The organism is Nguyenibacter vanlangensis (assembly GCF_038719015.1).
Lineage (GTDB): Bacteria > Pseudomonadota > Alphaproteobacteria > Acetobacterales > Acetobacteraceae > Gluconacetobacter > Gluconacetobacter vanlangensis.
This window is the reverse complement of sequence record NZ_CP152276.1, coordinates 2,700,395-2,722,589: the sequence shown is the minus strand read 5'-3', so window position 1 is coordinate 2,722,589 and position 22,195 is coordinate 2,700,395. Positions and strand designations below refer to the sequence as shown.

22 protein-coding genes and 2 pseudogenes are annotated in these 22,195 nt (G+C 63.0%); 19 read left to right on the top strand and 5 right to left on the bottom strand.

Annotation, left to right across the window (positions count from 1 at the left end; all coding sequences use genetic code 11):
• Positions 1 to 138 precede the first annotated feature (138 nt).
• Both AAC691_RS12655 and AAC691_RS12650 read left to right on the top strand, forming a co-directional pair.
• Entirely contained in the window at positions 139 to 534 is a 396-nt protein-coding gene (locus AAC691_RS12655; protein ID WP_342627158.1) for a hypothetical protein, read from the top strand.
• A 137-nt stretch (positions 535 to 671) separates the two neighbouring features.
• Positions 672 to 1,862 (top strand): DUF932 domain-containing protein, encoded by a 1,191-nt coding sequence (locus tag AAC691_RS12650; protein ID WP_342627157.1) that lies wholly within the window; start codon positions 672 to 674, stop codon positions 1,860 to 1,862.
• A gap of 77 nt (positions 1,863 to 1,939) precedes the next feature.
• On the opposite strand, the gene AAC691_RS12645 is transcribed toward AAC691_RS12650, so the two are convergent.
• Entirely contained in the window at positions 1,940 to 2,215 is a 276-nt protein-coding gene (locus AAC691_RS12645; RefSeq protein WP_176640938.1) for an HU family DNA-binding protein, read from the bottom strand.
• 89 nt (positions 2,216 to 2,304) lie between these two features.
• Between AAC691_RS12645 and AAC691_RS12640 the strand changes: the two genes are divergently transcribed.
• From AAC691_RS12640 to AAC691_RS12630, 3 genes and pseudogenes are all read left to right on the top strand, one after another.
• Positions 2,305 to 3,369, top strand: a complete 1,065-nt coding sequence (locus AAC691_RS12640) for a toprim domain-containing protein (RefSeq protein WP_342627156.1) — start codon at positions 2,305 to 2,307, stop codon at positions 3,367 to 3,369.
• A gap of 360 nt (positions 3,370 to 3,729) precedes the next feature.
• Positions 3,730 to 4,661, top strand: a pseudogene (locus AAC691_RS12635) (DUF2493 domain-containing protein).
• A gap of 208 nt (positions 4,662 to 4,869) precedes the next feature.
• Entirely contained in the window at positions 4,870 to 6,012 is a 1,143-nt protein-coding gene (locus AAC691_RS12630) for a DUF4297 family anti-phage-associated protein (protein WP_342627155.1), read from the top strand.
• Here the strand turns inward: AAC691_RS12630 and AAC691_RS12625 are convergent.
• Both AAC691_RS12625 and AAC691_RS12620 read right to left on the bottom strand, forming a co-directional pair.
• Positions 5,996 to 6,982: a transposase gene (locus tag AAC691_RS12625; RefSeq protein ID WP_256890451.1), complete on the bottom strand. Its 987-nt coding sequence runs from the start codon at positions 6,980 to 6,982 to the stop codon at positions 5,996 to 5,998. The genes AAC691_RS12630 and AAC691_RS12625 overlap by 17 nt on opposite strands.
• A gap of 56 nt (positions 6,983 to 7,038) precedes the next feature.
• Complete coding sequence (locus AAC691_RS12620) at positions 7,039 to 7,212, bottom strand: hypothetical protein (protein WP_342627154.1); 174 nt, start codon at positions 7,210 to 7,212, stop codon at positions 7,039 to 7,041.
• A 120-nt stretch (positions 7,213 to 7,332) separates the two neighbouring features.
• Between AAC691_RS12620 and herA the strand changes: the two genes are divergently transcribed.
• From herA to AAC691_RS12600, 4 genes are all read left to right on the top strand, one after another.
• On the top strand, positions 7,333 to 9,072 hold the full coding sequence (herA, locus tag AAC691_RS12615; RefSeq protein ID WP_342627153.1) for an anti-phage-associated helicase HerA: 1,740 nt from the start codon (positions 7,333 to 7,335) through the stop codon (positions 9,070 to 9,072).
• A 1,295-nt stretch (positions 9,073 to 10,367) separates the two neighbouring features.
• Positions 10,368 to 10,694, top strand: coding sequence for a DUF736 domain-containing protein (locus AAC691_RS12610; RefSeq protein WP_342627152.1), 327 nt, complete (start codon positions 10,368 to 10,370; stop codon positions 10,692 to 10,694).
• 985 nt (positions 10,695 to 11,679) lie between these two features.
• Positions 11,680 to 11,850: a hypothetical protein gene (locus AAC691_RS12605; RefSeq protein WP_342627151.1), complete on the top strand. Its 171-nt coding sequence runs from the start codon at positions 11,680 to 11,682 to the stop codon at positions 11,848 to 11,850.
• Between the two features lie 31 nt (positions 11,851 to 11,881).
• Complete coding sequence (locus tag AAC691_RS12600) at positions 11,882 to 12,289, top strand: hypothetical protein (RefSeq protein ID WP_342627150.1); 408 nt, start codon at positions 11,882 to 11,884, stop codon at positions 12,287 to 12,289.
• Between the two features lie 240 nt (positions 12,290 to 12,529).
• Here AAC691_RS12600 and istB read toward each other — a convergent pair whose 3' ends face one another.
• Complete coding sequence (istB, locus tag AAC691_RS12595) at positions 12,530 to 13,330, bottom strand: IS21-like element helper ATPase IstB (RefSeq protein WP_342626975.1); 801 nt, start codon at positions 13,328 to 13,330, stop codon at positions 12,530 to 12,532.
• Positions 13,330 to 14,623 (bottom strand): annotated as a pseudogene (gene istA / locus AAC691_RS12590) (IS21 family transposase). Before istA ends, istB begins: the two are co-directional and overlap by 1 nt.
• A 227-nt stretch (positions 14,624 to 14,850) precedes the next feature.
• Here istA and AAC691_RS12585 point away from each other — a divergent pair.
• From AAC691_RS12585 to AAC691_RS12540, 10 genes are all read left to right on the top strand, one after another.
• Positions 14,851 to 15,069 (top strand): transcriptional regulator domain-containing protein, encoded by a 219-nt coding sequence (locus AAC691_RS12585; RefSeq protein WP_342627149.1) that lies wholly within the window; start codon positions 14,851 to 14,853, stop codon positions 15,067 to 15,069.
• A gap of 58 nt (positions 15,070 to 15,127) precedes the next feature.
• Positions 15,128 to 15,661, top strand: a complete 534-nt coding sequence (locus AAC691_RS12580; RefSeq protein WP_342627148.1) for a DUF2285 domain-containing protein — start codon at positions 15,128 to 15,130, stop codon at positions 15,659 to 15,661.
• Positions 15,662 to 15,768: 107 nt separating this feature from the next.
• Positions 15,769 to 16,044 carry an AlpA family transcriptional regulator gene (locus tag AAC691_RS12575; protein WP_204737152.1) on the top strand — a complete coding sequence of 92 codons (276 nt, stop codon included), beginning with the start codon at positions 15,769 to 15,771 and terminating at the stop codon, positions 16,042 to 16,044.
• Complete coding sequence (locus AAC691_RS12570) at positions 16,041 to 16,847, top strand: replication initiator protein A (RefSeq protein ID WP_342627147.1); 807 nt, start codon at positions 16,041 to 16,043, stop codon at positions 16,845 to 16,847. The genes AAC691_RS12575 and AAC691_RS12570 overlap by 4 nt, the downstream gene beginning before the upstream one ends.
• 283 nt (positions 16,848 to 17,130) lie before the next feature.
• A complete protein-coding gene (locus tag AAC691_RS12565; protein WP_342627146.1) occupies positions 17,131 to 17,886 on the top strand; it encodes a site-specific DNA-methyltransferase in 756 nt (251 codons plus the stop codon).
• Entirely contained in the window at positions 17,883 to 18,359 is a 477-nt protein-coding gene (locus AAC691_RS12560) for a DUF2840 domain-containing protein (RefSeq protein WP_342627145.1), read from the top strand. Before AAC691_RS12565 ends, AAC691_RS12560 begins: the two co-directional genes overlap by 4 nt.
• Complete coding sequence (locus AAC691_RS12555; RefSeq protein ID WP_342627144.1) at positions 18,356 to 18,913, top strand: S26 family signal peptidase; 558 nt, start codon at positions 18,356 to 18,358, stop codon at positions 18,911 to 18,913. Before AAC691_RS12560 ends, AAC691_RS12555 begins: the two co-directional genes overlap by 4 nt.
• Position 18,914: 1 nt before the next feature.
• Positions 18,915 to 19,256, top strand: a complete 342-nt coding sequence (locus AAC691_RS12550) for a DUF736 domain-containing protein (protein WP_342627143.1) — start codon at positions 18,915 to 18,917, stop codon at positions 19,254 to 19,256.
• Positions 19,253 to 19,900, top strand: coding sequence for a lytic transglycosylase domain-containing protein (locus AAC691_RS12545; RefSeq protein ID WP_342627142.1), 648 nt, complete (start codon positions 19,253 to 19,255; stop codon positions 19,898 to 19,900). Before AAC691_RS12550 ends, AAC691_RS12545 begins: the two co-directional genes overlap by 4 nt.
• Before the next feature lie 228 nt (positions 19,901 to 20,128).
• Positions 20,129 to 21,871 carry a DUF3363 domain-containing protein gene (locus AAC691_RS12540; protein WP_342630211.1) on the top strand — a complete coding sequence of 581 codons (1,743 nt, stop codon included), beginning with the start codon at positions 20,129 to 20,131 and terminating at the stop codon, positions 21,869 to 21,871.
• Positions 21,872 to 22,195: the final 324 nt, after the last annotated feature.

Sequence of the window (22,195 nt, the reverse complement as noted above, 5' to 3'; positions counted from 1 at the left end):
CGGCACACGGTGTGCGTGTATCGTGGCTTGTGCGTTTCTCGACGATGACCGTGAATAGAAAGCGCTACTCGTCGAGTATTGCGGAAAAGGTCCAGCATGAACATGTATAATGTATATTGCTCGGTTCGAAATCGAATCATGGGCGTTCAGTTTCTCGGTTGGTTCACGAAGGCAGATAGTATCGAACGATGGCTGAAAATCTGTGAAATACCATTCAAACTTTTTGGATGGTTTTTGTTGATTGTTACGGTCAGCGAAGCTGCGAAGGCGCTTTCCAATCCGACTCTTTGGGTGATCTCAATCATATTGATCGTTTCCTGGAGCGGTGCCTTGACCGTTATTCTTCTATCTTTTGAAGAGACACTGCTTAAATCTATCGAAAAAAGGTGGTGTGAAAGTAAAAAATGGAAATTTTATTTGACTCATTTCATCGTGATGACGATAGGCACGTATGTGCTCTCTCAGTATGAGGCGAGAACATTGGTGCCTCCGTTGGTTACGGCCGTCAGGGCCATGCTCCATTTTGCTCATTGAGAGCCAATTGACGCGAATGATCCTTGGCGGCTTCCGGTTCCCGGAAGCCGCTTTTTTTATGTCGAGCTGGCCTGCAAGGGAGAGCGAGGGCGGCTTTGCCTCGGATGCCGAATATCCGGCCCAAGAGGAGAGTGTCCATGTCCGCTACCACCATCCTGCCGTCCGCCCGCCCCGCGGGATTCCGCATCGACCCGTCGCGGGGGCGGCGTGACGCCCGTGTGTCCTCGGAATGGTTTTCCCGCCCCGACGATGAACGCTACCTGTCGCTGGCCGATCTGCATGCGGCCACGCTGGCCCGCGCCGAGCGCGCGACCGCCCGAACCATCGAGAGCCGGGCTATCCGCGTCGAGGCCAGCCGCGACAATGCCGCGCGCCTGACCCTGGCGCTGCCGGGGCAGGCCGAGCCCGTCGCGCCGACGCACTGGTCGTTCGGCCAGTTGTCCAGCCTGGTCGGCGCACCGTCTTCCTATCTGCGCAATCTGCCGGCGCCGCTGGCGGCGATCAATCTCCAGCACGGCCTGCTGTCGCACCGGGCCGAATTGGTGAAAACGCTGGAAACCGACGACGGACGCGTCGAACTGCGCGCCGTGACCGGCCCCGATTATGGGCGCGTATTCGACCATGAACTGGTCGGCGCCGTCCGGAAGATCGCGGGCGACGGCACGGGCGACACCAATTGGAAGGTGCCCGGTGTCATCGACTGGTCGACCCTGACCCACAATCCTTATGTCGATGTCACCAAAGAGACGACGACGCTGTATGCTTCGGACAGGGATGTCTTCGTATTTCTCGTTGACGACACGCATCCGATCGAGGCCGGCCGGTTACCGAACGGAGAGCCCGATCTGTATTTTCGCGGTTTTTACGCGTGGAACTCGGAAGTCGGCAGCAAGAGCCTGGGGATCGCTTCGTTCTATCTGCGGGGCGTGTGCCAGAATCGGATGCTGTGGGGCCAACAAAATTTCGAACAGATCACGATCCGGCATAGCAAATTCGCGCCGTCGCGCTTCGTTCATCAGGCCGCTCCGGCGTTGCGCAGTTTCGCCAATGCCAGTCCGGCTTCTTTTGTTTCCGGCATCCAGGCGGCGCGCAAGGCGATCGTCGCACGCGATGACGACGCTCGCGAGAGCTTTCTGCGGAAACGCGGCTTCTCCAAGCCGGAGACGGCAACGATCATCGAGACGGTGCTGCGCGAGGAGCAGAGGAAACCCGAGACGATCTATGATTTCGTGCAGGGGATCACGGCGCTGGCCCGCACCAAGGCCAATCAGGACGTCCGGCTCGATCTCGAAGGCAAGGCCCGCAAGCTGATGGAGGCGGTCGGATGAGCGGCAGGGCGACAAGAGTAAGGTCGGTCTGTCAGGGGGCGGCGGCGCAAGTCCGCCGCCTTTTGTCTGTCCGGCATTCAGCCGTTCAGGCTGTCCCTGAGCGCCTTGGCGGGCGTGAAGGTCAGCTTGCGCGACGCGGCGATGGTGATCGTGGCGCCGGTGGCGGGGTTGCGGCCTTCGCGGGCGGGAACGTCCTTGACCTTGAACTTGCCGAGATCGGGAAGGGTCACCTCGTCGCCGGCTTTCGCGGCATCGGTCACCGCCGCGACCAGGGCGTCGACGGCTTTGCGCGCGTCGGTCTTGGTAAGGTCGGCGGCGCTGGCGATATGATCGACCAGTTCGGTAATCTTCATCTACGGTTCCTTTTCGATGCGGGCTGTGGCCCGTCCGCACCGCCGTTAGCGGCAGATCATGGCGGCATCAAGCCTGCCGGGAGGGCGCAATGACCGGATTTGACAGAGCGGGCGCCGGCGATCTGGCCCGCCGTCTGGCGGAGCAGGTCGAGGCGGTCTGCCGCCATTATCTCTCGGCCGGGCGGCGATATGGCAAGTACTGGCTGGTCGGCGATGTGCGCAATATGCCGGGTCGCTCGATGTATGTGCGCCTGCATGGCCCGTCGGAGGGTCGTGGTGCGGCCGGGCGATGGACGGATGCGCAATCGGGTGAATATGGCGACCTGCTGGATGTCATCCGCGAAAGCTGCGGCCTGCTCGATTTCCGCGACGTCGCCGAGGAGGCGCGGGCGTTCCTCTGCCTGCCGCATCCGGAACCCAGGCCGGTATCGCATACTGATCATCCGGCGGACGGGCGCGGTTCGGCCGGTTATACGGAAGCCGCACGACGCCTGTGGTCGATGACCTATCCGCTGGCCGGTACCCTCGCGGCGACCTATCTGCGGCATCGCGACCTGAAACAACTCACCGGCGTCACGGCGCTGCGCTTTCACCCGCGCTGCTACTATCACCCAGACGATGACGGCCCCACGGAGACCTGGCCGGCGCTGATCGCCGCCGTAACCGATCTCGATGGCACCCTGACCGGTGTGCATCGCACCTGGCTGGCCCCGGACGGGCGGGGCAAGGCGCCGGTCGAGGTGCCGCGCCGGGCGCTGGGCGACCTGCTCGGTCATGCCGTGCGCTTCGGTGTGGCCGCCGACGTGCTGGCCGCCGGCGAAGGGATCGAGACGGTCCTCTCGCTCCGGCAGGTGCTGCCCGATCTGCCGCTGGCCGCCTGTCTCTCCGCAGGCCATCTCGCCGCCATGGTCTTTCCGCCGCTGTTGCGCCGTCTCTACGTCGTGCGGGACGACGATCCGGCCGGCGACCATGCGTTGGAGGCGCTCGCCGGGCGCGCCCGCGACGCCGGGATCGACCTGATTGCCCTGTCGCCACGGCTGGCGGATTTCAACGATGATCTCCGCCATCTCGGTCCCGCCGCGCTGCGGGCGATCCTGCATCCCCAGCTTGCCCCGCAGGACGTGGCGCGGATTCTGGAGACGGCACACGCCTGAAGCGGGCCGGGAAGGGGACGGGCGGGTTTCGTGTCCGCCGAAGCGGGGCCAGGAGCTTCGCCCCGGCGGCCTGGTCGCGCCCACGGCCTTTCAGGAGGGGAGCGGGCGTCAGCCGGGCCGGGCCTGCAATGGCGGGCGCCGGCTATTTTCCGCCGCGCGCCCCCACCCCACGCGGCAGGCCGCGTGGGGACCCCGGGATAGGGCGCGCTTTGCATCGCGAGGCAAAATAGCCGCCGCCCTGCCATCCTGCGCTGCGCTTCGGCCGCGCGTGCCGCGCGGTTCCGGCCCGGCTCTGGTCTGCCGCTGTCCGCCCCCGGAAAGGCCGCGATGGGCGCGGCCGGTATCCCGGAGGACAGAGCCATGACCCACCTGACAGACGATTTCGAACCCGACCATGCCGCATCCCCGACCGCCCATGTGCTGGCGGAACTCCAGATGTATGGCTACCGTCCCTTCGAGGACGAGCCGGACCCGAGGCCGCTGCCCGAGGCAGAGCGCATCGGCGGCGCGGTGGCCGATATCTTCGACGCCATTGCCGCCACCCTCACCGAAACCCGGTTGGAGCCCGACCTCGAAGAGCTTCTCTGGTCGGCGACCAACGTCTTCCACCGCATGGTCGGGCAGGTCGAGCGCGAACTCGACCGCAACGAGCAGGCGCAGAAGCGCGGGCAGCAGGAACAGGACGGCAGCGAGATCCGCTCGGTGGAACTGGAGCGCCTGATCGCGCAGGGGCTGACCCTGATCGAGCGTCGGAACGCCTACGAGATCTTCCGCGATATACCGCCCAGGAGCAGTTCGAACGCCTGACCCTGTCCGCTTGGCGGCCGAAGACCGGCTCGCTGGTCTCCCGTCGCACCATGACGGCGTCGATGATCGACAGTCGCGACTTCCTCAATGCCCGCCGAAAAGCCGAGGGCGAATTGCTGGTGCCGCCCGGTCCCAAGGTGGTCGTGACCGGCGGGCTGGACTTCGACGACCATGTCCTGATCTGGGACCGGCTCGACAAGGTCCGGGCCAAGCATCCCGACATGGTGCTGCTGCATGGCGGCTCGCCCAAGGGTGCCGAGTTCATCGCCTCGCGCTGGGCCGATCACCGCGAAATCGTGCAGATCGCCTTCAAGCCGGACTGGACCAAGCACCGCAAGGCGGCGCCCTTCCGGCGCAACGATGCCATGCTGGACGTCCTGCCGATCGGCGTCATCGTCTTCCCCGGCACCGGCATCCAGGAGAACCTGGCCGACAAGGCCAGGAAACTCGGTATCCCGGTTCTGCGATACGGAGGCGGCGCGTAAGCGTCACTCCAGCTGTTTCGTCGGCTTTCGCCCTCATGTCAGACCTCCAAGCGGTTATGCTGGTTGTCTGAAAGCTGACATTGTTAGGGGGGAACAAAACAGACGCCTTCACGACATTCAGGCCAGTCCCGTCGGCGCAAATATTCTCACTCGCACTCTTCGCTTCCTCTCGCCTATAATGTCAATCGGTGATTGATTCGGGGGTGGGATGCTGGAAGTCGACAAAAAACGCGAAGCAACAGCTTCAATTAGGGGCTATTTCTACCAGCTCGATGCAGCGTTACTCGAAATCCTGAACGCGGGCCTGGACGAGAGCGTTGTCATCGAGGGCATTGAAGACTTCGACCGCTACACCGATGAAGGCGTCATTTACGGTCAGGTAAAATACTACGCGGAGCAGAACCTGACAGACTCGGTACTGCGTGATCCCCTGCATAAGCTCTTTGTTCACTTCCATGGGCTCGAAGAAGCACAACGGGCAGGCCGAAAATACCTGCTGTACGGGCACTTTTCAGAAGTTAAGATCGATATTGGTGAGCTTTCCGTCGAGCGCTTCAAATCGGTGATGGAATACCGAAAGGAACTGAAGGCCGCTGGCGGTACAAAATCCTATGAAAAGAAGTCTTTGCTCGACGGCATGGCCGCGCCAGATGGGCTAATTGAGGCGTTCTGCAAGAGCTTCAGCATACAAATCTCGACGGAATTTTCTGAACATCGCAATCTCGTCATCGAGGCAATACGGAAAAATCAAAACGTCTCCGGGTTTGAGGCCGAAGGCTTTCACTATCCAATGGCCTTCGACTACATCGCCACACTCGCCACGAAAAAAGATCACAACGACCGCAAGGTCACCCGTCGTGACCTGCAGGAACTGCTCAAAGGTACTCAAGCTATCCATAATCGTTGGCTTCTCCGGGAGAAGGATGCAAGCGATTACGCGAAGCATATGAAACGCCTGTACTTCTCGCCCACGAACGGCGCAGGAATCGTCCGTGCTTTCATCATTGATTGCAGTGCGGCAGCCGACGGTTCGGTTGTCTGCGACCAACTCAGAGCAATCGGCAACAACTGGAGTTCGGCTAAGAAGCGCCGCATCCAGAATTCCGAGCGCTACGCGCCATTCATCCTGTTACGCGGCGCGGATGAAAAATTCATCTTGCAAGTGAAGAACCAGCTTTTCGATACTGGAACAGTTTTCGTAGACGGTTTCCCATATCGCCTCACCACCCATCAGTTTCATCCGGATGCCCATAATGGCGGCATTGGTTTGCGGAACTGGAGGAGCCTGACAATGCGCCGGACGCCGCGCGTGAACCAGGAGAGCCTGCTGCGGCTCATGTTCGCGGGTTGACGTCTGGGGCTTTTTTTTCGTCCGCTGATGGATTGGTTTGTGCGTCGCACAGGCCGGTGGAGACGGCGAAATACAAAGCGATACTCATCACCAGCACCAACCGGCCGAGACGTTCGGGGGAACGCAACTGACTGTGTTCGAGACCGAAGCCGCGCGATTTGAAGTCGGAGAACATGGGCTCGATGCCCCATCGTGCGCTGTAATCCAGTGTTGTCAGGTAGCTGGGGGTGTCGGACATCGCAATGATCCACGGCTCGGCATGGCCGGGCGCGTTGATGATGCCGATATTGGTGACAATACGCCGATGGGTGAGCGCGACGTCGGTCAGATAGGGACGCTTGTCAGTGACATGTTCGGCCAGGGAGGTTTTGTGGCCGCCCGCGGCGACCCGCAGATTGGACCTCACGCGCAGCCGATAACCCCAGCCTCGGGCGATGGCGAACGCGATCAGATCCGGCGTGCCGTAGAACCGATCCGCCATCAGGCAAATCTCGGCCTGGGAAGGCAACCAGCCGGCAACCGCTTGGAGCAGGTCCTTCTGAACAGCGAACCCGATCGCCCCTTCCGTCGCCTCGACCCGCCAGGCCAGCGGCAACGCGCGCTCGCCAAAACGCAGCGAGAGCATCAGGATCTGATGGCGGTCATTGGCCTTGGTCTGGTCCATGATCAGCACCACACGCCCGTCTTCGGCGGCCTTGGTGAGCACCTCGCGCGCAAACGGTTCCATGACTTCATCACAGACCACGAGGGGGTTGTCGATGAACCGAGCGATCCACTGGTAACGCATGTCCGCTCGCTCTGCCGCGCGCGGCAACGAAGCCGCCAACACCATCAGATTGGCGCTGCGAGCGTCCAGCATGGTGGCGACAAGCAGCGCGAGTTTGTCACGCTGGGTCTTGCGCTGCCCAGGCAACCGACGCTGCAAATCCGCCGCAATGCCAGCCGCCATTTCCACAATAGCCGGGGTCATGCCAAATCCGCTCCTCACAAGGGCAGAATCCTTGAATCACAGCCAGATTCAGCACGTCAATCCAGACCCCATAAAAACTGATGGGTGGCGAGCCATATCGCGGATCGCCATTTCGCATCGATCACGTTCACAGCCCGCAGACCCAAGAGCACCAGATCGAAATTCGTCTTGTTGACGACGTTGACCAGTTGCTGGAGGTCCTCGATGGGCCGGGGCGGAAGTTGTGCCATATATACGACTTCTTCCTTGAACGCCCTGCAACCATGGCGCTGCCGGGTCCAAAGATTCGGATGTATTCGATCCCCATCAGTAGCATCTCCACAATCACGAAAATTATCTGAGGACAAACAATGAGTGAGGAAATCGCCAATGCTGAGGTTGTCGCCGTTTATCCCAACAAAGTCCGAGTGGCCGTCGATGATCTTTTGAACTTCCAGGCGGCTGGAGAGTCTCTTCGTGTTGGATCCTTTCTCAAGGTCTCGGACAATGACAACGTTTCTCTCATCTGCATCATCGAAAGCTTTTCAATCGAGATGAAAGAGGTGGAAGGCGACGGTAGCAGTGACTACAAGCGCGTCTATATGATTGATGCGTATCCTCTCGGGACCCTTAAAGACGGAAAGTTCAATCGCGGCGGTGACGAACTCGCCATTCCGCCAAAGAAGGTCGTGCCGGCGACGAAAGCGGAAATCGCAGCCATCTATGCAGACTGCTATGCGGCTGAAGACCGCTTTTGCTTTTCGTCATTGACCAGGCAACGTGATATCGTTGTACCTGTTCATGGCGACCGGTTCTTCAACAAACATATTGCTGTTGTCGGTGCTTCGGGATCTGGAAAATCGTCGAGTGTGTCGTCTGTTTTGCAAAGAGCCATATCAGCCAAAGCCGGCGAATACCAGGGTCTCAACAACTCCCATATCCTGATATTTGATCTTCATTCCGAATATGCCGCAGCGTTTCCGAAAGCAAATGTCATTACCGTCGATGATCTCGTCCTGCCATATTGGTTGCTAAACGAAGACGAGATGGAGGACATGTTTCTGGAGTCAGGGGACAACAACAATTACAATCAGGAGGCATTGCTGCGGCAGATTGTTACCATCGCAAAAAAGATCAGTAATACTGATGTAGAGAAGGTCAATTTTGACAGCCCACTTCCATACGAGATCAATCATGTCGTGAATGCGTTCAGAAATCTCACCAGAGAGACAAAGAACGCTGACAATTCTTTGCTGATCAAATTCAAGGACAACACGGAAATCGATTTCCCTGACGTCGATGCCCAGATCGAACACTATTGTATGGAATTGCGCGAATTTGCGCTGACAAAACGTAGTGAGATTAATAAAGGGCCGTATGCCGACGGGACAATCGACAAGTTCGAACGACGGGTCAGATCAAAAATCGCGAACACGCGCCTAGGGTTTATTTTCGGTGAAAAGGCTAAGAAGGCGTCTTTGGAGGATGTGCTTAGACAGTTCACTGGCTACAACGCGGGAGGTGAGTCGAATGTCACCATCATCGACCTTAGCGGCATCCCTTTTGAACTGCTCAGCATCACCGTTTCGCTCATCTCCCGTCTAATGTTCGATTTTTGCTACTATGCCCGGCGCGTTGAAAGCAAAACCGAACAGCCATTCCTGATGGTCTATGAGGAAGCGCACAAATATGCGCCGAAGAGCGGTCTTGCCCGCTATAAGGCTTCACTGGCTGCTATCGAACGCATAGCCAAAGAAGGCCGAAAATACGGCATCAGCCTACTGATTTCGAGCCAGCGACCGTCTGAAATTTCAGAAACTATTTTTTCGCAATGCTCCAACTTCTTGGCGATGCGTCTTACTAATCCCGATGACCAAAGTTATGTCCGCCGACTACTGCCGGATACGCTTGGCAATTTGACCGAGGGAATGCCCGCGCTTGAGCAAGGGGAGGCGCTTCTGATCGGGGACGCCGTCATCATGCCGTGTGTCGTGTATGTGGAGAAATGCGACCCCGAACCCTCGTCCAGTGACGTGAAATATCTCACGCTCTGGAAAGCGGAGTGGAAGAATATCGACTTCAAAAAGCGTGCCGATAACTGGCGAGAGTGACGGGTGCTGATCAAGGATCACAGGTCCAGATTGTCGATATGGATAAATGATCCGAACCGAATGAAACCGGGCTGACCCGGGGTTCCGTGAACCCCAAACCCGCCAGACCGCCGTCGGCTCCGGATGTGACGTTTCGCCCGAAGCTCGGTGAGTGGCAGCTTTCCCGCACTCATAGATCAAGACCTGCCAGTCCGCCAACGGCCAGGGCTGCTCATTCCGGGGGCGGTTGCGGCAAAACTCCAACGTCGGCTTTAACCGAAACCTGCCGCTCCCCATATGATCGCGAACGGCGGGTTTGTCCCCAAGGTCAGGCCATATTTACAACTTCTGCCTTTAGTCGTGGCGAGTCGTTGTTGGACGGCAATAGGGAGCGTCTCTGGGTCGTTAGCTCAAAGTATGGTATCAACTATGGCATTATTGATTTATGGTTTTATAACATAATGATAAATATTTCTTTTATGATGCTGCAACAAATTGAGTGGGAATAAATAAAAACCACCAATCTGGCAGTTGTGGTCTAAACTTTTACAGGAATTGTTCCCCTGGTAACAGTCGAAAGCTGCTGGTAGCCCGAATAGATGTCCGATATTTTGAGTTCTGGGCCGGAACCGGACAGACCGGAATCCCCCATTGTAGTCGCTTTCGGCGGTCGAACCTGCACCAAAGCTCCACCCGGCGAACCGGGAGGTGACCCGGGACGCATATCCGTTGGGCCGTCTGGCGTGTCGTGCCGGAAGGCTGCCCGCGCTGATCGCGTCGGCAGGAACAGGGCTGCCATGGTCACGCGGAGGGACCGATTATCCCGAGGCCCGGTCATGTCCGGCCTTCGTTGATCAGAATGCAGGATCTGACCACCCTGGCATCGGTCTGTCCGACAGGAGGCGTCGGGCAGGGGGTGGTGTGCACCCGGTTCGCCCCTGTCGGGCACCGGAACATGAACGGTCGGGTTTTGCGTCAGTGGCAAGATCTCCGGTTCTCGGTTCCCGCCCGGTCTTCGGACCGTGTGCGGTCGCCATGTCTCTCCTGAGGCTGAGGGTGCCGTACACCATGGCCTCTGTCAGATGGCTGATCTAGCCGAAGATCGGCTGCGCCTCGCCCGGCTGTCGCGACGGCGTTCCGCAACTTTCTTCCCCTGCCGGCTGCGCCGTCATTCCTCGCGGGACAAGAAAGTTCCGATCCTGCCGCCCTTCGCTGCGCTTCGGCCTGCAAGCAGGCGCTTGGCCGCTCGCCTCCGGCTGGACGATCGCCATCGAGGCCACGGTGGTCGCGGCCCGATCCAGCAAGGAGATAGGACAATGGCTAACATCGGTTCCTTCAAGAAGACGGGCGACGGCTTCGAAGGCGAGATCGTCACCCTGGCGCTCCAGACCCGCAATGTCCGCCTGGTGCCCGAAACCAACCGGACCAACGACAATGCCCCGAACTATCGCGTCTATGTTGGGAGAATCGAATTAGGGGCGGCCTGGGCCAAGCGCTCCACCGAAGGACGGAACTATCTGAGCCTGAAGCTGGACGATCCGTCCTTCGCCGCTCCGATCTTCGCCAATCTGTTCGCCGACGACGATGGCGAGGGCCACACCCTGATCTGGACCCGCCCCCGCACCGGACGCAACGGGGACTGAGCGCCCCATCAGGCCCCCGCCCGGTTCGCCGGGCGGGGCTTCGGCGCAACCGGCATCTTCCTGGGAAATCGCGGTTTACGGCACATCGCAACGCCGCCCCGTGAGCAGGTGACGGGAGCGCTTATACCATGCTAATATGAAGATGGCGCGTGATAACGCCTTTTCAAAAGGGCGGCCTCCTATGTCGGGTGGCCTGCCGAATACAACACCCGGACCTATGGTCCAGCGGTGCGTAACCGCGGTTGCGTGCCGTCTGGGGAATAGGCAGGGCGTGCTTTTGCCCTTTTGAAACACGTTATCACCCGCCCGACGCCAGGAAGGGCGGGACGATGCGTACCTGGATTCGCCTTTGTTTCGTCCTGCCGGCGTCGAACGCCGTCGGTAGCGCACGAGGTCGGAATGGCGGATCGGGACGAAAGCAGGGCGTTGGGCATGTCGGCCTATGACGTTGCGGCGTGCCTCATCAGAGGCTTCGGGGCGGACGCCTACCTCGCCGTCCGTCGGCATATCGCCCGTTGCGTCGAACAGAATCTCGCCGACGAGGCAGAGTTCTGGGTGAGAGTCAGGGACCACGTTGAGTCGCTCACGCGCGTTGCACGCAGAAAAGGTGAGCGACTTCAATGAATAGCCACCCACTCCGTTGCGGCGACAGGGTCTGATCGACCCATCGCGAGCCTACCGGACCACCGGGTGGAACGCAGCCACGAACCGTCGATCGGATGAGGCGGCGGTCGTCCCTGTCGCCCGGCAGTCTCCGTCCCACGGGGAAGAAGAGACTTTTCCCTCAGTCCTCCCATCGTACCATGCCCACGGAAACCGCCTCAAGACGCGCGGTCCCCCCAATTTTTCCGGCACGCCCTGCGGACGCACCGAAAAAATCGGCTCCCCCGCGCGCCGCTGGCGCGGTCGCCTTCGGCGATCATTGACCCGGTTCCCGTGAGCATGAGGCGGCGTCCTGTCTTCGACAAACGACAGGAGCAGGACGATGACCAATCTGCACGACACGATCCAGATGCTGCGCGCCGAACTGACCAGCGTTCACCTCAGCCGCCGCGAGCGGGCGCAAATCGAACGCGAACTGGCCAGCGCCGTGGCCGCGCAGGCCGCGACGGCGGAGGAGGTCGAGGGCCGCTTCCCGCGAGCGTCTCCCGCCTGATGCGGGAGAGTCCCTGCAAGGAGCGCCTGACATGCTGGTCCTCACTCTCGCCCTCAGCCTGTGCGGGCTGGGTTTTTTCTGCTGGCTGCTGTTCATGGCGGCGGTCTGGGCTTTGCCCGTCTTCGTCGGCGCCATGGTCTTCGCCCATGGCGACCACGCCGGTTCCGGCGCGGGTGCGCTGGCGCTCGGCGCATTGACGGGCATCGCTACGGCGGCGATCGGCCGCTTTATGCTCGCGACCAGCGCCGAACCGGCCCTGCGTGCCGTGGTTGTGTTCGTCTTCGCCGTGCCCGCCATGGCGATGGGCTACTGCATGACGCTCGGGTTTGCGCAGATGGGCACCGGCAGCTTTCTCCTGTCCCACCTGCTGGCCGTGATCGGTGCCACGGTCGCCGGCGGTACGGCTTGGGTTCGTCTCTCGGCGATCGGATCGTCCTGACCGTAAGGGGGCGTGTCCTGATGCGCGATATCCGGATACAACCCGGCGCCCAGGGCGCCGGGTTTGTCACGTACGGGTGATCGTGCCTCGCCCATGTGATGCAGTGCATCATTGGCGTGAGGCACTGTCGTCATTCGCGCGGTCCGGTGGTTTCTGCCGGTCCAGTTGGTATCCTTTCCGCTGTGGTTGTCAAACGAATTGAAGAACTGACCCCTTTGGCGAAGCGAGGAACTGACCCCGTCATGAAGTGGTTGTCTCGGCTTCTCTGATGGACGCTCCGGCCTTCTGCAGAAGGCCGGAGCGTCGTTTCTCCCGCAGACGGTAGCTGTCGCCGCGGATGGTGATCACGGTGGAATGGTGCAGCAGGCGGTCCAGGATGGCGGTGGCCACCACCGGGTCGCCGAAGACCTCGCCCCATTCTCCGACCGAGCGATTGGAGGTCAGCAGGATCGAGCCGCGCTCGTAGCGCCTTGAGACGAGCTGGAAAAACAGATGCGCGGCGTTGGCTTCGAACGGCAGATAGCCCAGTTCGTCGATGATCAGCAGCTTCGGTCGCGATAGGAGCGCCAGTTGCTTGTCCAGCGCGCCGTCCGCATGCGCCTTGGCCAGCATGGCGACCAATGTCGCGGCGGTGACGAACTGCACGCTGTAGTTTCGCCGGATCGCCTCGCGCCCGAGCGCCACGGCCAGATGCGTCTTCCCCGTTCCCGGCGGCCCCAGCAGCAGGATCGTATCGCCGTGCGCGACCCAGCGGCACTCGGCCAGATCGCGGACCTGCCGGGGATCGAGGGACGGCTGGGCGTCGAACTCGAAGCCGTCGAGTTCCCGCACGAACGGGAACTGCGCCATCTTGCTCGCCATGGCGATGCGGCGCTCGTCGCGTCGCGCGATCTCGCGCCCGACCAGGAATGCCAGTGCCTCGCGTAACGTCATGTCCGAGCGCGCCGCCTCGTCGAGCAGCGTGTCCAGCTGGTCGCGGATCGCCGTCAGCTTGAGCCGGTCCAGCATCCCGACCAATGCCGCATGGTCCACGCCCGCCATCACCAGGCCCCTCCCGCGACAGCCTCATATTCGGCCAGCGGCCGGAGCAGGTCGAGCAGCAGGGTCGGTAGCCCGGCAAGTGATGGGCCGTTCGCGGCCGGTCCGCCGACCACGCCGGCGAGATGGGAGCGATCGACGATCCGCTGCCGGCGTCCCGCGCAAAGCGGATGATCCGCCACGACCTGCCCGGCATGACGCACGACGACGCGTCCGCCCAGCACCACAATCTGGACGCTCTCGCCGATCAGCCGCCACGGCACGGAGTAGCTGTTGGTGTCCAGGTCGATCGCGCAATCGGCCTGAACCTTGCGCACCAGATCGCGCAACTGGCCGAACGGCGCGCGTCCACCGAGCAGGCGCAGGGCCTCGGCCTCGCCGGCGAAACGCTCCGACGGTGCAACGCCCGTCGTGCCATGCACGCGCCGGTCGGCAATCTCGCGCGTCCATTGGTCAAGATGCGCCTCGAACATCGCCCAGTTCGCGAAACGCCGTCCCGCGACCGCGTTCTTCTTGACGTAGCCGACCCCGCGCTCGTCCTTGCCCTTGGTCCGGGCGCGATACGGCGCGCAGGCACGCGGCGCAAAGCCCCAATACCGCGCAAAGGCGTGCAGCCGCCCATTGAAACGAACCTCCCGCGTCGTCGCGTCGTGATGCTCGACCAGAGCTTTGGCATTATCGAGCAGGATCTCCGCCGGAACCCCGCCGAACCGCAGGAATGCGCCCTCCATGCCCGCGAACCAGTCCGCCTGTCCCTGCCTCAGCGACGCGCGGATATGCAGGCGGCGCGAATAGCCGAGCGTCGCCACGAACAGATACACCCGCAGCCGCTCATCGCCGATCCACACCCGCGTCTCGCCGAAATCGATCTGCAACTGCCGCCCAGGCGGCGTCTCGAAGCGAACCGTCGCCCGCTTCCGGGCCAATAACTCCCGCCGCCACGGCCGGACCTTCAACTCGACCGAGCGAAGCCCAATGACGATCCCATGCTCGCTCGCCAGTTCCTGGCGGATCACGTCGGCATTGCCGTCGTGCCGGAAGAACCGCTCCCGAAGCCAATCGTCCAGACCATCGAACGCCGACCGCCGCTCAGGCTGCCGATACGCGATCGCCCCGCCAGCACGGACATATCGTCGCGCCGTGTTCCGCGAACAGCCAAACTCCCGCGCCAGCCGCTTGGCTCCCCAGCCAAGCCCGTGCAGCCGCATCATCGCGGCAACCTCGCTCGGGTTGCAGCATCCCCGTTCCCCGCATCGTTCCAGACAATGCGGAAATCATGCTCTTTTCTTCCGTCATCGGTGCCCCTTTCAAAAACGAAGGGGGGTCAGTTCCTCATTGCGACAGGGGGTCACTTTCTCACTTCGCCTGACAGTGGTCTTCAATTATGCGTCGTTCGGGACGACGCTTTTACGATCGTCATTGCACCTGTGCATCATTCCGCTGCGGTGATGCCACGATCGCGGACGCTATGCCCCCGCCTCGCCAGATTGGTAACGGTCGTCCGTAATGGGAGGAGTCCGTTCATGACCGATCAGCACGACTGGCACGATGCGCGGTTCCGCGAGACCCTGCGGACCCTGGACAGGCCGGCGCTGGCGCAGGAGACATTGCGCCGCATCCCCGCTTATGTCGCCGGCTATCGCGCTCTGTGCCGTCAGCTGGAAGCGCTGACGGATCTCCATCGGCGCTACGACCTGATCGTCGGTTTCGCCATTCAATGGGGGTTGTCCTTTCCCTGTTGACCCGGAGAAACCGGCCTGGATCGCGCCGGCCCTGTGGAGCCCCGATGCCTATCCGGGAGTGACGGTCTTCGTTACCGCGCCCGCACTGTTCCGGGTCCGGTCGCTTCCTGACGACCTGTTCGCCAGCGGCGGCACGACACGATCCGCGCCGGGCGTGATCGCGATCGTCGTTCCCGACGCCACCGGCGAGCATCGGCTGCATCTGTTCGGCCCCGCCGCCCGCGCCCGTCCGGCGGCGCTGATTCCGCTCGACGGTGGCGAGGATCTCCGGGTCGGCGAACTGCGCCGCCTGCTCAAACGGATCGCCAGGCAGCCCGTTGCGGCGCTGCCGCGCGCCCTGCGCTTGCCGCCCTATCGAGCCTGGCGGCTGGCCGACGTGCTGTGCGCCTATGCCGGGCGTCTTGCCGGCGCCTCGCAGCGCGACATCGGCTGCGTCCTCGATCCGGCGGTGCGCGCCATGAATGCGCGGCAGTGGGATTCGTCGCCGCAGCGTTCGCGCATCGCCCGGCTGCTGCGCACCGCGCATGGCCTGACCGAGCGTCGCGGCTACCTGACCCTGCTCCGGCCCCCGCGTTTTACGGTTCGCGTCTGACGCGCCGCACGGTCGCTCCATAAGCCTATCCCCGTTTTCGTGCGTCCCGCCACCGACAATTTCCGACCACGCTTGGCCTCGCTACGCTCCAACCGTCAGAGGCCGCCATGTCGCCCTATGATCCGCCGCCCGGGCATTTCCTGCACGCGCAGTTGCTGACCACGCCGCAGGCCGCCGACAAGCTCGGCCTGTCACCCCGCACCCTCGAACGCTATCGCTGCCGGGGTGTCGGCCCGGTCTTCCGCAAGATGGGCGGCCGCGTCCTCTATCATGTCGACGACGTGCGCGTCTGGATCGAGCGCGTCGCCTGCCATTCCACCTCGGAAGAGATCTACGACACGGCGCGCCGGATCGGCAGCCTCGGCCGGAGCCGGCGGCGATGACCGCCCGCGCGCCCCGGGCGCTGACCCCCTGCCTGCTGATCGACCTGATGTCGTGGCCATTCTTCTCCCTCGCCAAGTCACCACGCCATGTCCCGGTCGATTTTCGCATGGGGCGCGTCAGCATGACGGTGGCCGGCCGCGATGCCAGCCCGATGGCGACGATCTGGGACGCCGATATCCTGATATGGGCGGTCTCCACCCTGATCGCGGCGCGCCGGCAGCGGCAACTCGTTTCGTCCCATGTGCGCGGCTCGACCCGCGATATCCTGCGCTTTCTCGGGCGCGGGGATTCCGCCAGCCGCTATGTCCGGCTGCGCGCCGCCCTCGACCGCCTGACCGATACTCAGGTCACCACCTCGCTGCGCCAGACAAGCGATGGCGCGTCCGGCTTCTCCTGGCTGGTCGCCTGGCAGGAACGGCGCGGCGAACTCGACCTGATCCTGCCGCCCTGGCTGTGCGACGCGGTCAAAGGCCGCGCCATACTCGACCTCGACTCCCGCTATTTCGCGCTGACCGGCGGTTTTGTGCGCTGGCTCTATCTGCTGGTCCGCCGTCATGCCGGCCGGCAGCGTGATGGCTGGTCCTTCGATCTCAAGCATCTCCATGAGAAGTCGGCCGCGCTGTCGCCTTATCCGCGCTTCGTCTTCGAGATCCGTCGCCTGGTCGAGGCCCAGAGCCTGCCCGGCTACCGGTTGTGGCTGGAGATCGATCCCAACGGCACGCCGGTCCTGCATTTCGCGCCCGATACCGCCGCCGACTCTTATCCACAGCCATCTGTGGATAACCCTGTGGGGGATGTGTGATGGCCCCCGTCCTTTCAGGAATCGAATCTCCGGCCGAACAGGAACGGGGTTTTTCGATAAGTCATTGTTTAAAAATCGGAAATCGTCGCCCTCTAAAGGTACTAAGTACACCTATTCAGTACTTGTACACCGCGCCGGCGCGTGCGCGTGAGTCTTCGACTACCACGAAAACACGCTGCTATAGACTGACAATTTCCGACAATTCTACGCTCCGGCCGTCACGCTCGGTTGTCCTCACAGTGTGGACCTGCCTTCGGAGCCGTGACGCTGCGGGAGACGGGCCATGACCGGCCCCTTCCTGCTGTTGACGGGCGATTGCCGGGATCTCATGCCCGGTCATGGTCCCTACGACCTGATCCTCGCCGACCCGCCCTATGGCGAAACGTCGCTGGCCTGGGACCGGCGCGTGTCGGGCTGGCTGCAACTGGCGGCAAGGGCATTGAAGCCTCATGGCTCGCTCTGGGTCTGCGGCTCCCTGCGCAGCTTCATGGCGACCGCCGACGCTTTCCACACCGCCGGGTTGCGGCACGCGCAGGAGATCGTCTGGGAAAAGCAGAACGGTAGCGTCTTTCATGCCGATCGCTTCCGCCGCGTCCATGAAGTGCTGGTGCAGTTCTATCCCGAATCCGCGCGCTGGCAGGCGATCTACAACGCCGTGGCCACGACGGATGACGCCCGGGCACGGGTGGTCCGCCGCAAGCGCCGACCGACCCATACCGGTGACATCGGCGCAGCGTCGTATCGCAGCGAAGATGGCGGACCACGCCTGGCCCGCTCGGTGCAGCGCTTCCGCAACGTCCATGGCCGCGCCATCCATCCCACCGAAAAGCCCGTCGCCCTGCTGGATCTGCTGATCCGCGTCAGCTGCCCGCCGGGCGGTGTGGTCGGAGACTGGTTCGCCGGTTCAGGCGCCGCCGGCGTCGCCCGCCGGTTGGCCGGCCGCCGTTCTGTCGGCTGCGGGATCGATCCCGCGATGGCGCAACGCGCCCGGGATCGTCTCGCCGCCATCCTTCCCTTTCCCGTCGGAGACAGCGCATGAGCCATGCTCATCGCGAGATGCTGACGCATCTCGAACTCACCTGGCTGGAGAAGCGCATCGAACAATGGCTGCGCTTCGGTCCTGTTGTCGACACGCATCCCATCGACCGCTATCGCCGCCGCCTGTGCTTCGCGCCCGGCGCCGTCTTCGCGCTGCTGCGCTGGACCCAGGCCGATTGCGGTGCGGCGACCTGCTGCATCGACATCGTCCGCGCGCCGCTGCTCGGCGAGCCGCGCGACTGCCTGCCGTTCGTGCCGACCGGCGGCGAACGTCTGTTGCATGGGACGGGCTGGCCGCAGGTGCGGATGGTGCTGGAGGCCATCGACCGCATCGAGCGCCAGCGCATCGATCCCGCGCGGATCGACCCGGCATATTGGCGGGAGGTGGCCGAACGTCTGCGCGTCGGCGCGGCAATCCACGCCTATGCGCCGTCGCGGCATCATGCCTGGCAGGCGCGGAGTGCGACATCATGACCCGGCGCGGCTGGTTCTTCACCACTTATGTCGCCGTGCTCGGCATCGGCGCCGCGCTGGCGGTCCATCCGGTCCCGCGCCTGCTCTGGAACGCCACCGCCAGCGTCCCGGTCGGGCTCTACCGGCTGCATCCAGATCCCAGCCCGCGTATCGGCGATGTCGTCGCGCTGCGGTTGCCGGACACGCAGGCCAGCCTGCTGGCGGCGCGCGGCTATCTGCCCTTGGGCGTGCCGTTGTTGAAGCCCGTGGCGGCGGTCGCCGGGCAGAGTGTCTGTCGCATTGCGCTGCGTATCACCATCGACGGCGTGGTCGTCGGCGATGCGCGGACCGTCGATCATCGCGGCCGCTCGCTGCCGGTCTGGCACGGCTGCCGTCGTCTCTCCGCCGGGCAGATTTTCGTCATGAACCCGGCCGAGCCGCGCAGTCTCGATGGCCGCTATTTCGGCTCCCTTCCTGCTGCCGACGTGATCGGCCGCGCGACGCCGCTCTGGCTGCCGCCTGCGACCCGACACGCGGCGCCCTTGTCTTCACCCCCCACCATGAAAGCACCCTGACATGACCCAGATCGGTCTGTTCACCCGCACCGCCACCGGTTTTGCCGGGCGGCTGCGCACGCTCGCCCTCGACGCCGAACTGACCTTCGCGCGGGTCGAGGGATCGGACGCCGAGAACGCGCCCGACTACCGTATCCATCTCGGTGATAGCGCAGAGACGTTGGAGATCGGTGCAGGCTGGACCCGCACCGGAGAGCGCGCCGGTGAGTATGTCTCGGTGCTGCTCGATGATCCGTCGCTGACCCAGCCGATCCGCGCCACCCTGTTCCAGGCCGGTCGCGGCGGGCGCGCCTGGCAATTGGTGTGGAACCGATCCGCGAAGCGGCAGGGCGCACGCGAATGAGGCGGGGCGCGTTGATCGCGGGCGGCGCGCTCGGGCTCGCGCTGCTGCTCTCGCCTGGTCCTTCCCGTGCGCAGGGCATCGACGATTTCGTGCAGCAGGCCGCGCGGCAGGCATCCATTCCGCAGGACTGGGTCCGCGCGGTGTTGCGCATCGAGAGCGGCGGCGATCCGCACGCCATTTCGGCGAAGGGCGCGATGGGGCTGATGCAGATCATGCCCAACACATGGCGGGAATTGCGCCAGGATCTCAATCTCGGCGCAGATCCGTTCGACCCCCATGACAATATCGTCGCCGGGACTGCTTATCTTCGGCTGCTGCATGATCGCTATGGCGATGCCGGCTTCCTGGCCGCCTATAATGCCGGGCCGGGGCGTTATGACGATCATCTGGCAACCGGGCGTCCGCTGCCCGCCGAGACGCGCGATTACGTCGCCTCGGTCGTTCGTCTGCTGCGCCGGAGCACTGGCGATGCATCGCCAGCGCACGTCCGCGAGCGGTTCGCCGCGACCGATTGGCGGCTGGCGATGCTGTTCGCCGCGCATTTCGTGGGTATGTCGTCCGCCGGTTCGTCGCATCCTGTCAGCAGTCCGTCTGCAGCATCATTGACGCTGTTCATCCGCCGTTCGGGGAGCGCCGAACCATGAGGGATCGACACGGCGGGCTGATGTTCTCCCTCGGAAATCGGCGGTGGAGTCGGCAGTTTTATCGGGGAGTGGGCCATTTTGGCTTAAGGCAAGATAAAAGCCGCAAGGTGCGTCTCGGTTGGGGATGGCGGATTTTCTCGTGTTTCTGCAAGGTCATTTTGCCGTCCAAAGGTTTCGCCCAAAGAATTCGATATCTTTTCAATGATCTCCAGCAAGGTCAGGGTTTCCGTGGTGCAGGATGACGAATTCCGGGTCAGACCCGGCCGCATCCGCGCGACCCGCGCGGGTCAGGGGCGGTCCTTTATCGGCAAGGTTCTCGCCGCGACCAACCGGGCCGGCGGCATGGCGCGTCCGGGTTCAGGACGAGGCGGGACGGGTCCGTCGACCTTTGGGCGGGGTAGGGGCGCCACGTTGCGCGCCAACCGCATCCTGTCGCGGCGCACCCGGCTTGCTGTGGTCAAGGCCCGTGTCGTGCGCCATGGCGGCCGGGCCTCGCTGCGTGCCCACCTGTCCTACCTCCAGCGTGAAGGGGTGACGAAGGACGGCGAGAAGGCGAAGCTGTTCGGCGCCGAGCGCGACGCGGTGCCGGCGTCCGAATTCGCCGAGCGGTGCGCGGATGATCGGCATCATTTCCGCTTCATCATCGGGCCGGAGGATGCGCCGGCGCTGGCGGACCTTAGATCCTTCACGCGCGAATTGATGACCCAGGCCGAGCAGGATCTCGGCACGACGCTGGACTGGGTGGCGGTGTCGCATTGGAACACCGATAATCCGCATATCCATATCATCGTGCGTGGCAAGGACCAGGAGGGCGAGGATCTGGTGATCGCCCGCGACTATATCAGCGAGGGCCTGCGCGCCCGCGCCCAGAACCTGGTCACGCTGGAACTCGGTCTCCGCACTGAGAACGAGATCCGCAAATCCGTGGAACGGCAGGTCGAGGCCGAGCGCTGGACCCAGCTCGACCGGCAATTGCAGCAGGATGCCGATGAGCGGGGAATTCTCAACCTAGCCCCGCATCCGGATCGCCGGCCGGATCTCTTCGCGGTGCTGAAGGTGGGACGGTTGCGGCGCCTGGAGCGGATGGGATTGGCGCACCAGGTCGGGGACGGACGATGGCGGCTGGACGAGGCGGCGGAACCGACCCTGCGCGAGATGGGCCAGCGTGGGGATATCATCAAGCGCATCCATCGCGGCCTGAGCGAACAGGGCATCGAGCGCGCCGCGTCAGCCTGGGTGCTGGCCGGGGAAGAACTGGCCGAACCGGTAATCGGGCGACTGGTGGCGCGCGGCCTCGACGACGAACTGAAGGGCACGGCCTATGCCGTGATCGACGGGGTGGATGGACGTACCCATCACGTCCATCTGCCGACGCTGGAGGCGACCGGCGACAGTCCGTCCAGGTCAGTGGTGGAGGTACGGAAATTCGAGGACGCCAATGGCCGTCGCCGTGTGGCGTTGGCGGTGCGCTCGGACCTGTCGGTCGCGGAGCAGGTGACGGCGCGGGGCGCGACCTGGCTCGACCGGCAACTCATCGCGCGTGAGCCGGTGGCGCTGGGGGAGGGGGGATACGGCGCCGAGGTGCGGGATGCTTTGACCCGGCGGTCGGAGCATCTGGTCGCGCAGGGCATTGCCCAGCGCGATGGAGAGCAGGTGCGCTATCCGCATGGCATGATCGTGGCACTGCGGGAGCGCGAGGTCGCTGACCTGGTCAGGCGTCTGGAGCAGCAGAGCGGACTGCCGCATCAGCCCTCGGCCCAGGGTGAATATGTGACGGGCACCTATCGCCAGCGCTTTGCCCTGGCCTCGGGGCGTATGGCCATGATCGATGACGGGCTGGGGTTCCAACTGGTGCCCTGGACGCCGTCCCTGGAGAAACAGCTTGGCCGGCAGGTCTCCGGGATCGCGCGCGGCGATGGCGGGGTGGACTGGTCCTTCGGCCGGAAGCGGGACATGGGGATCGGGCTGTAAGATGGCAAAGCTATCGTGGTTCCTGACTGGCGCAGCGTCATGCTATGCGCCGCATATCTTCATGCAGGCCGGCTGGATCGCCGGGGCGGGCAGTGTGATTGCCTCTCTGGTGGTGGCCGGACTCGGTGTCGCCATGGTTTCGGGACTCGCTGCTGCCACATGGGCTCGTGTTTATGTAATCCCCTGATTGTTATCAGTTAGAGGTGGAGTCTCGCTCCTTTCGCTGATTGACCCCCAGAAGGAAAAACGGACCATGTCGTCATCAGAAATATACTGGTTGACATACAAACTTTTTTGCCTGATGAAGCGGTCCCGGCATGGGGA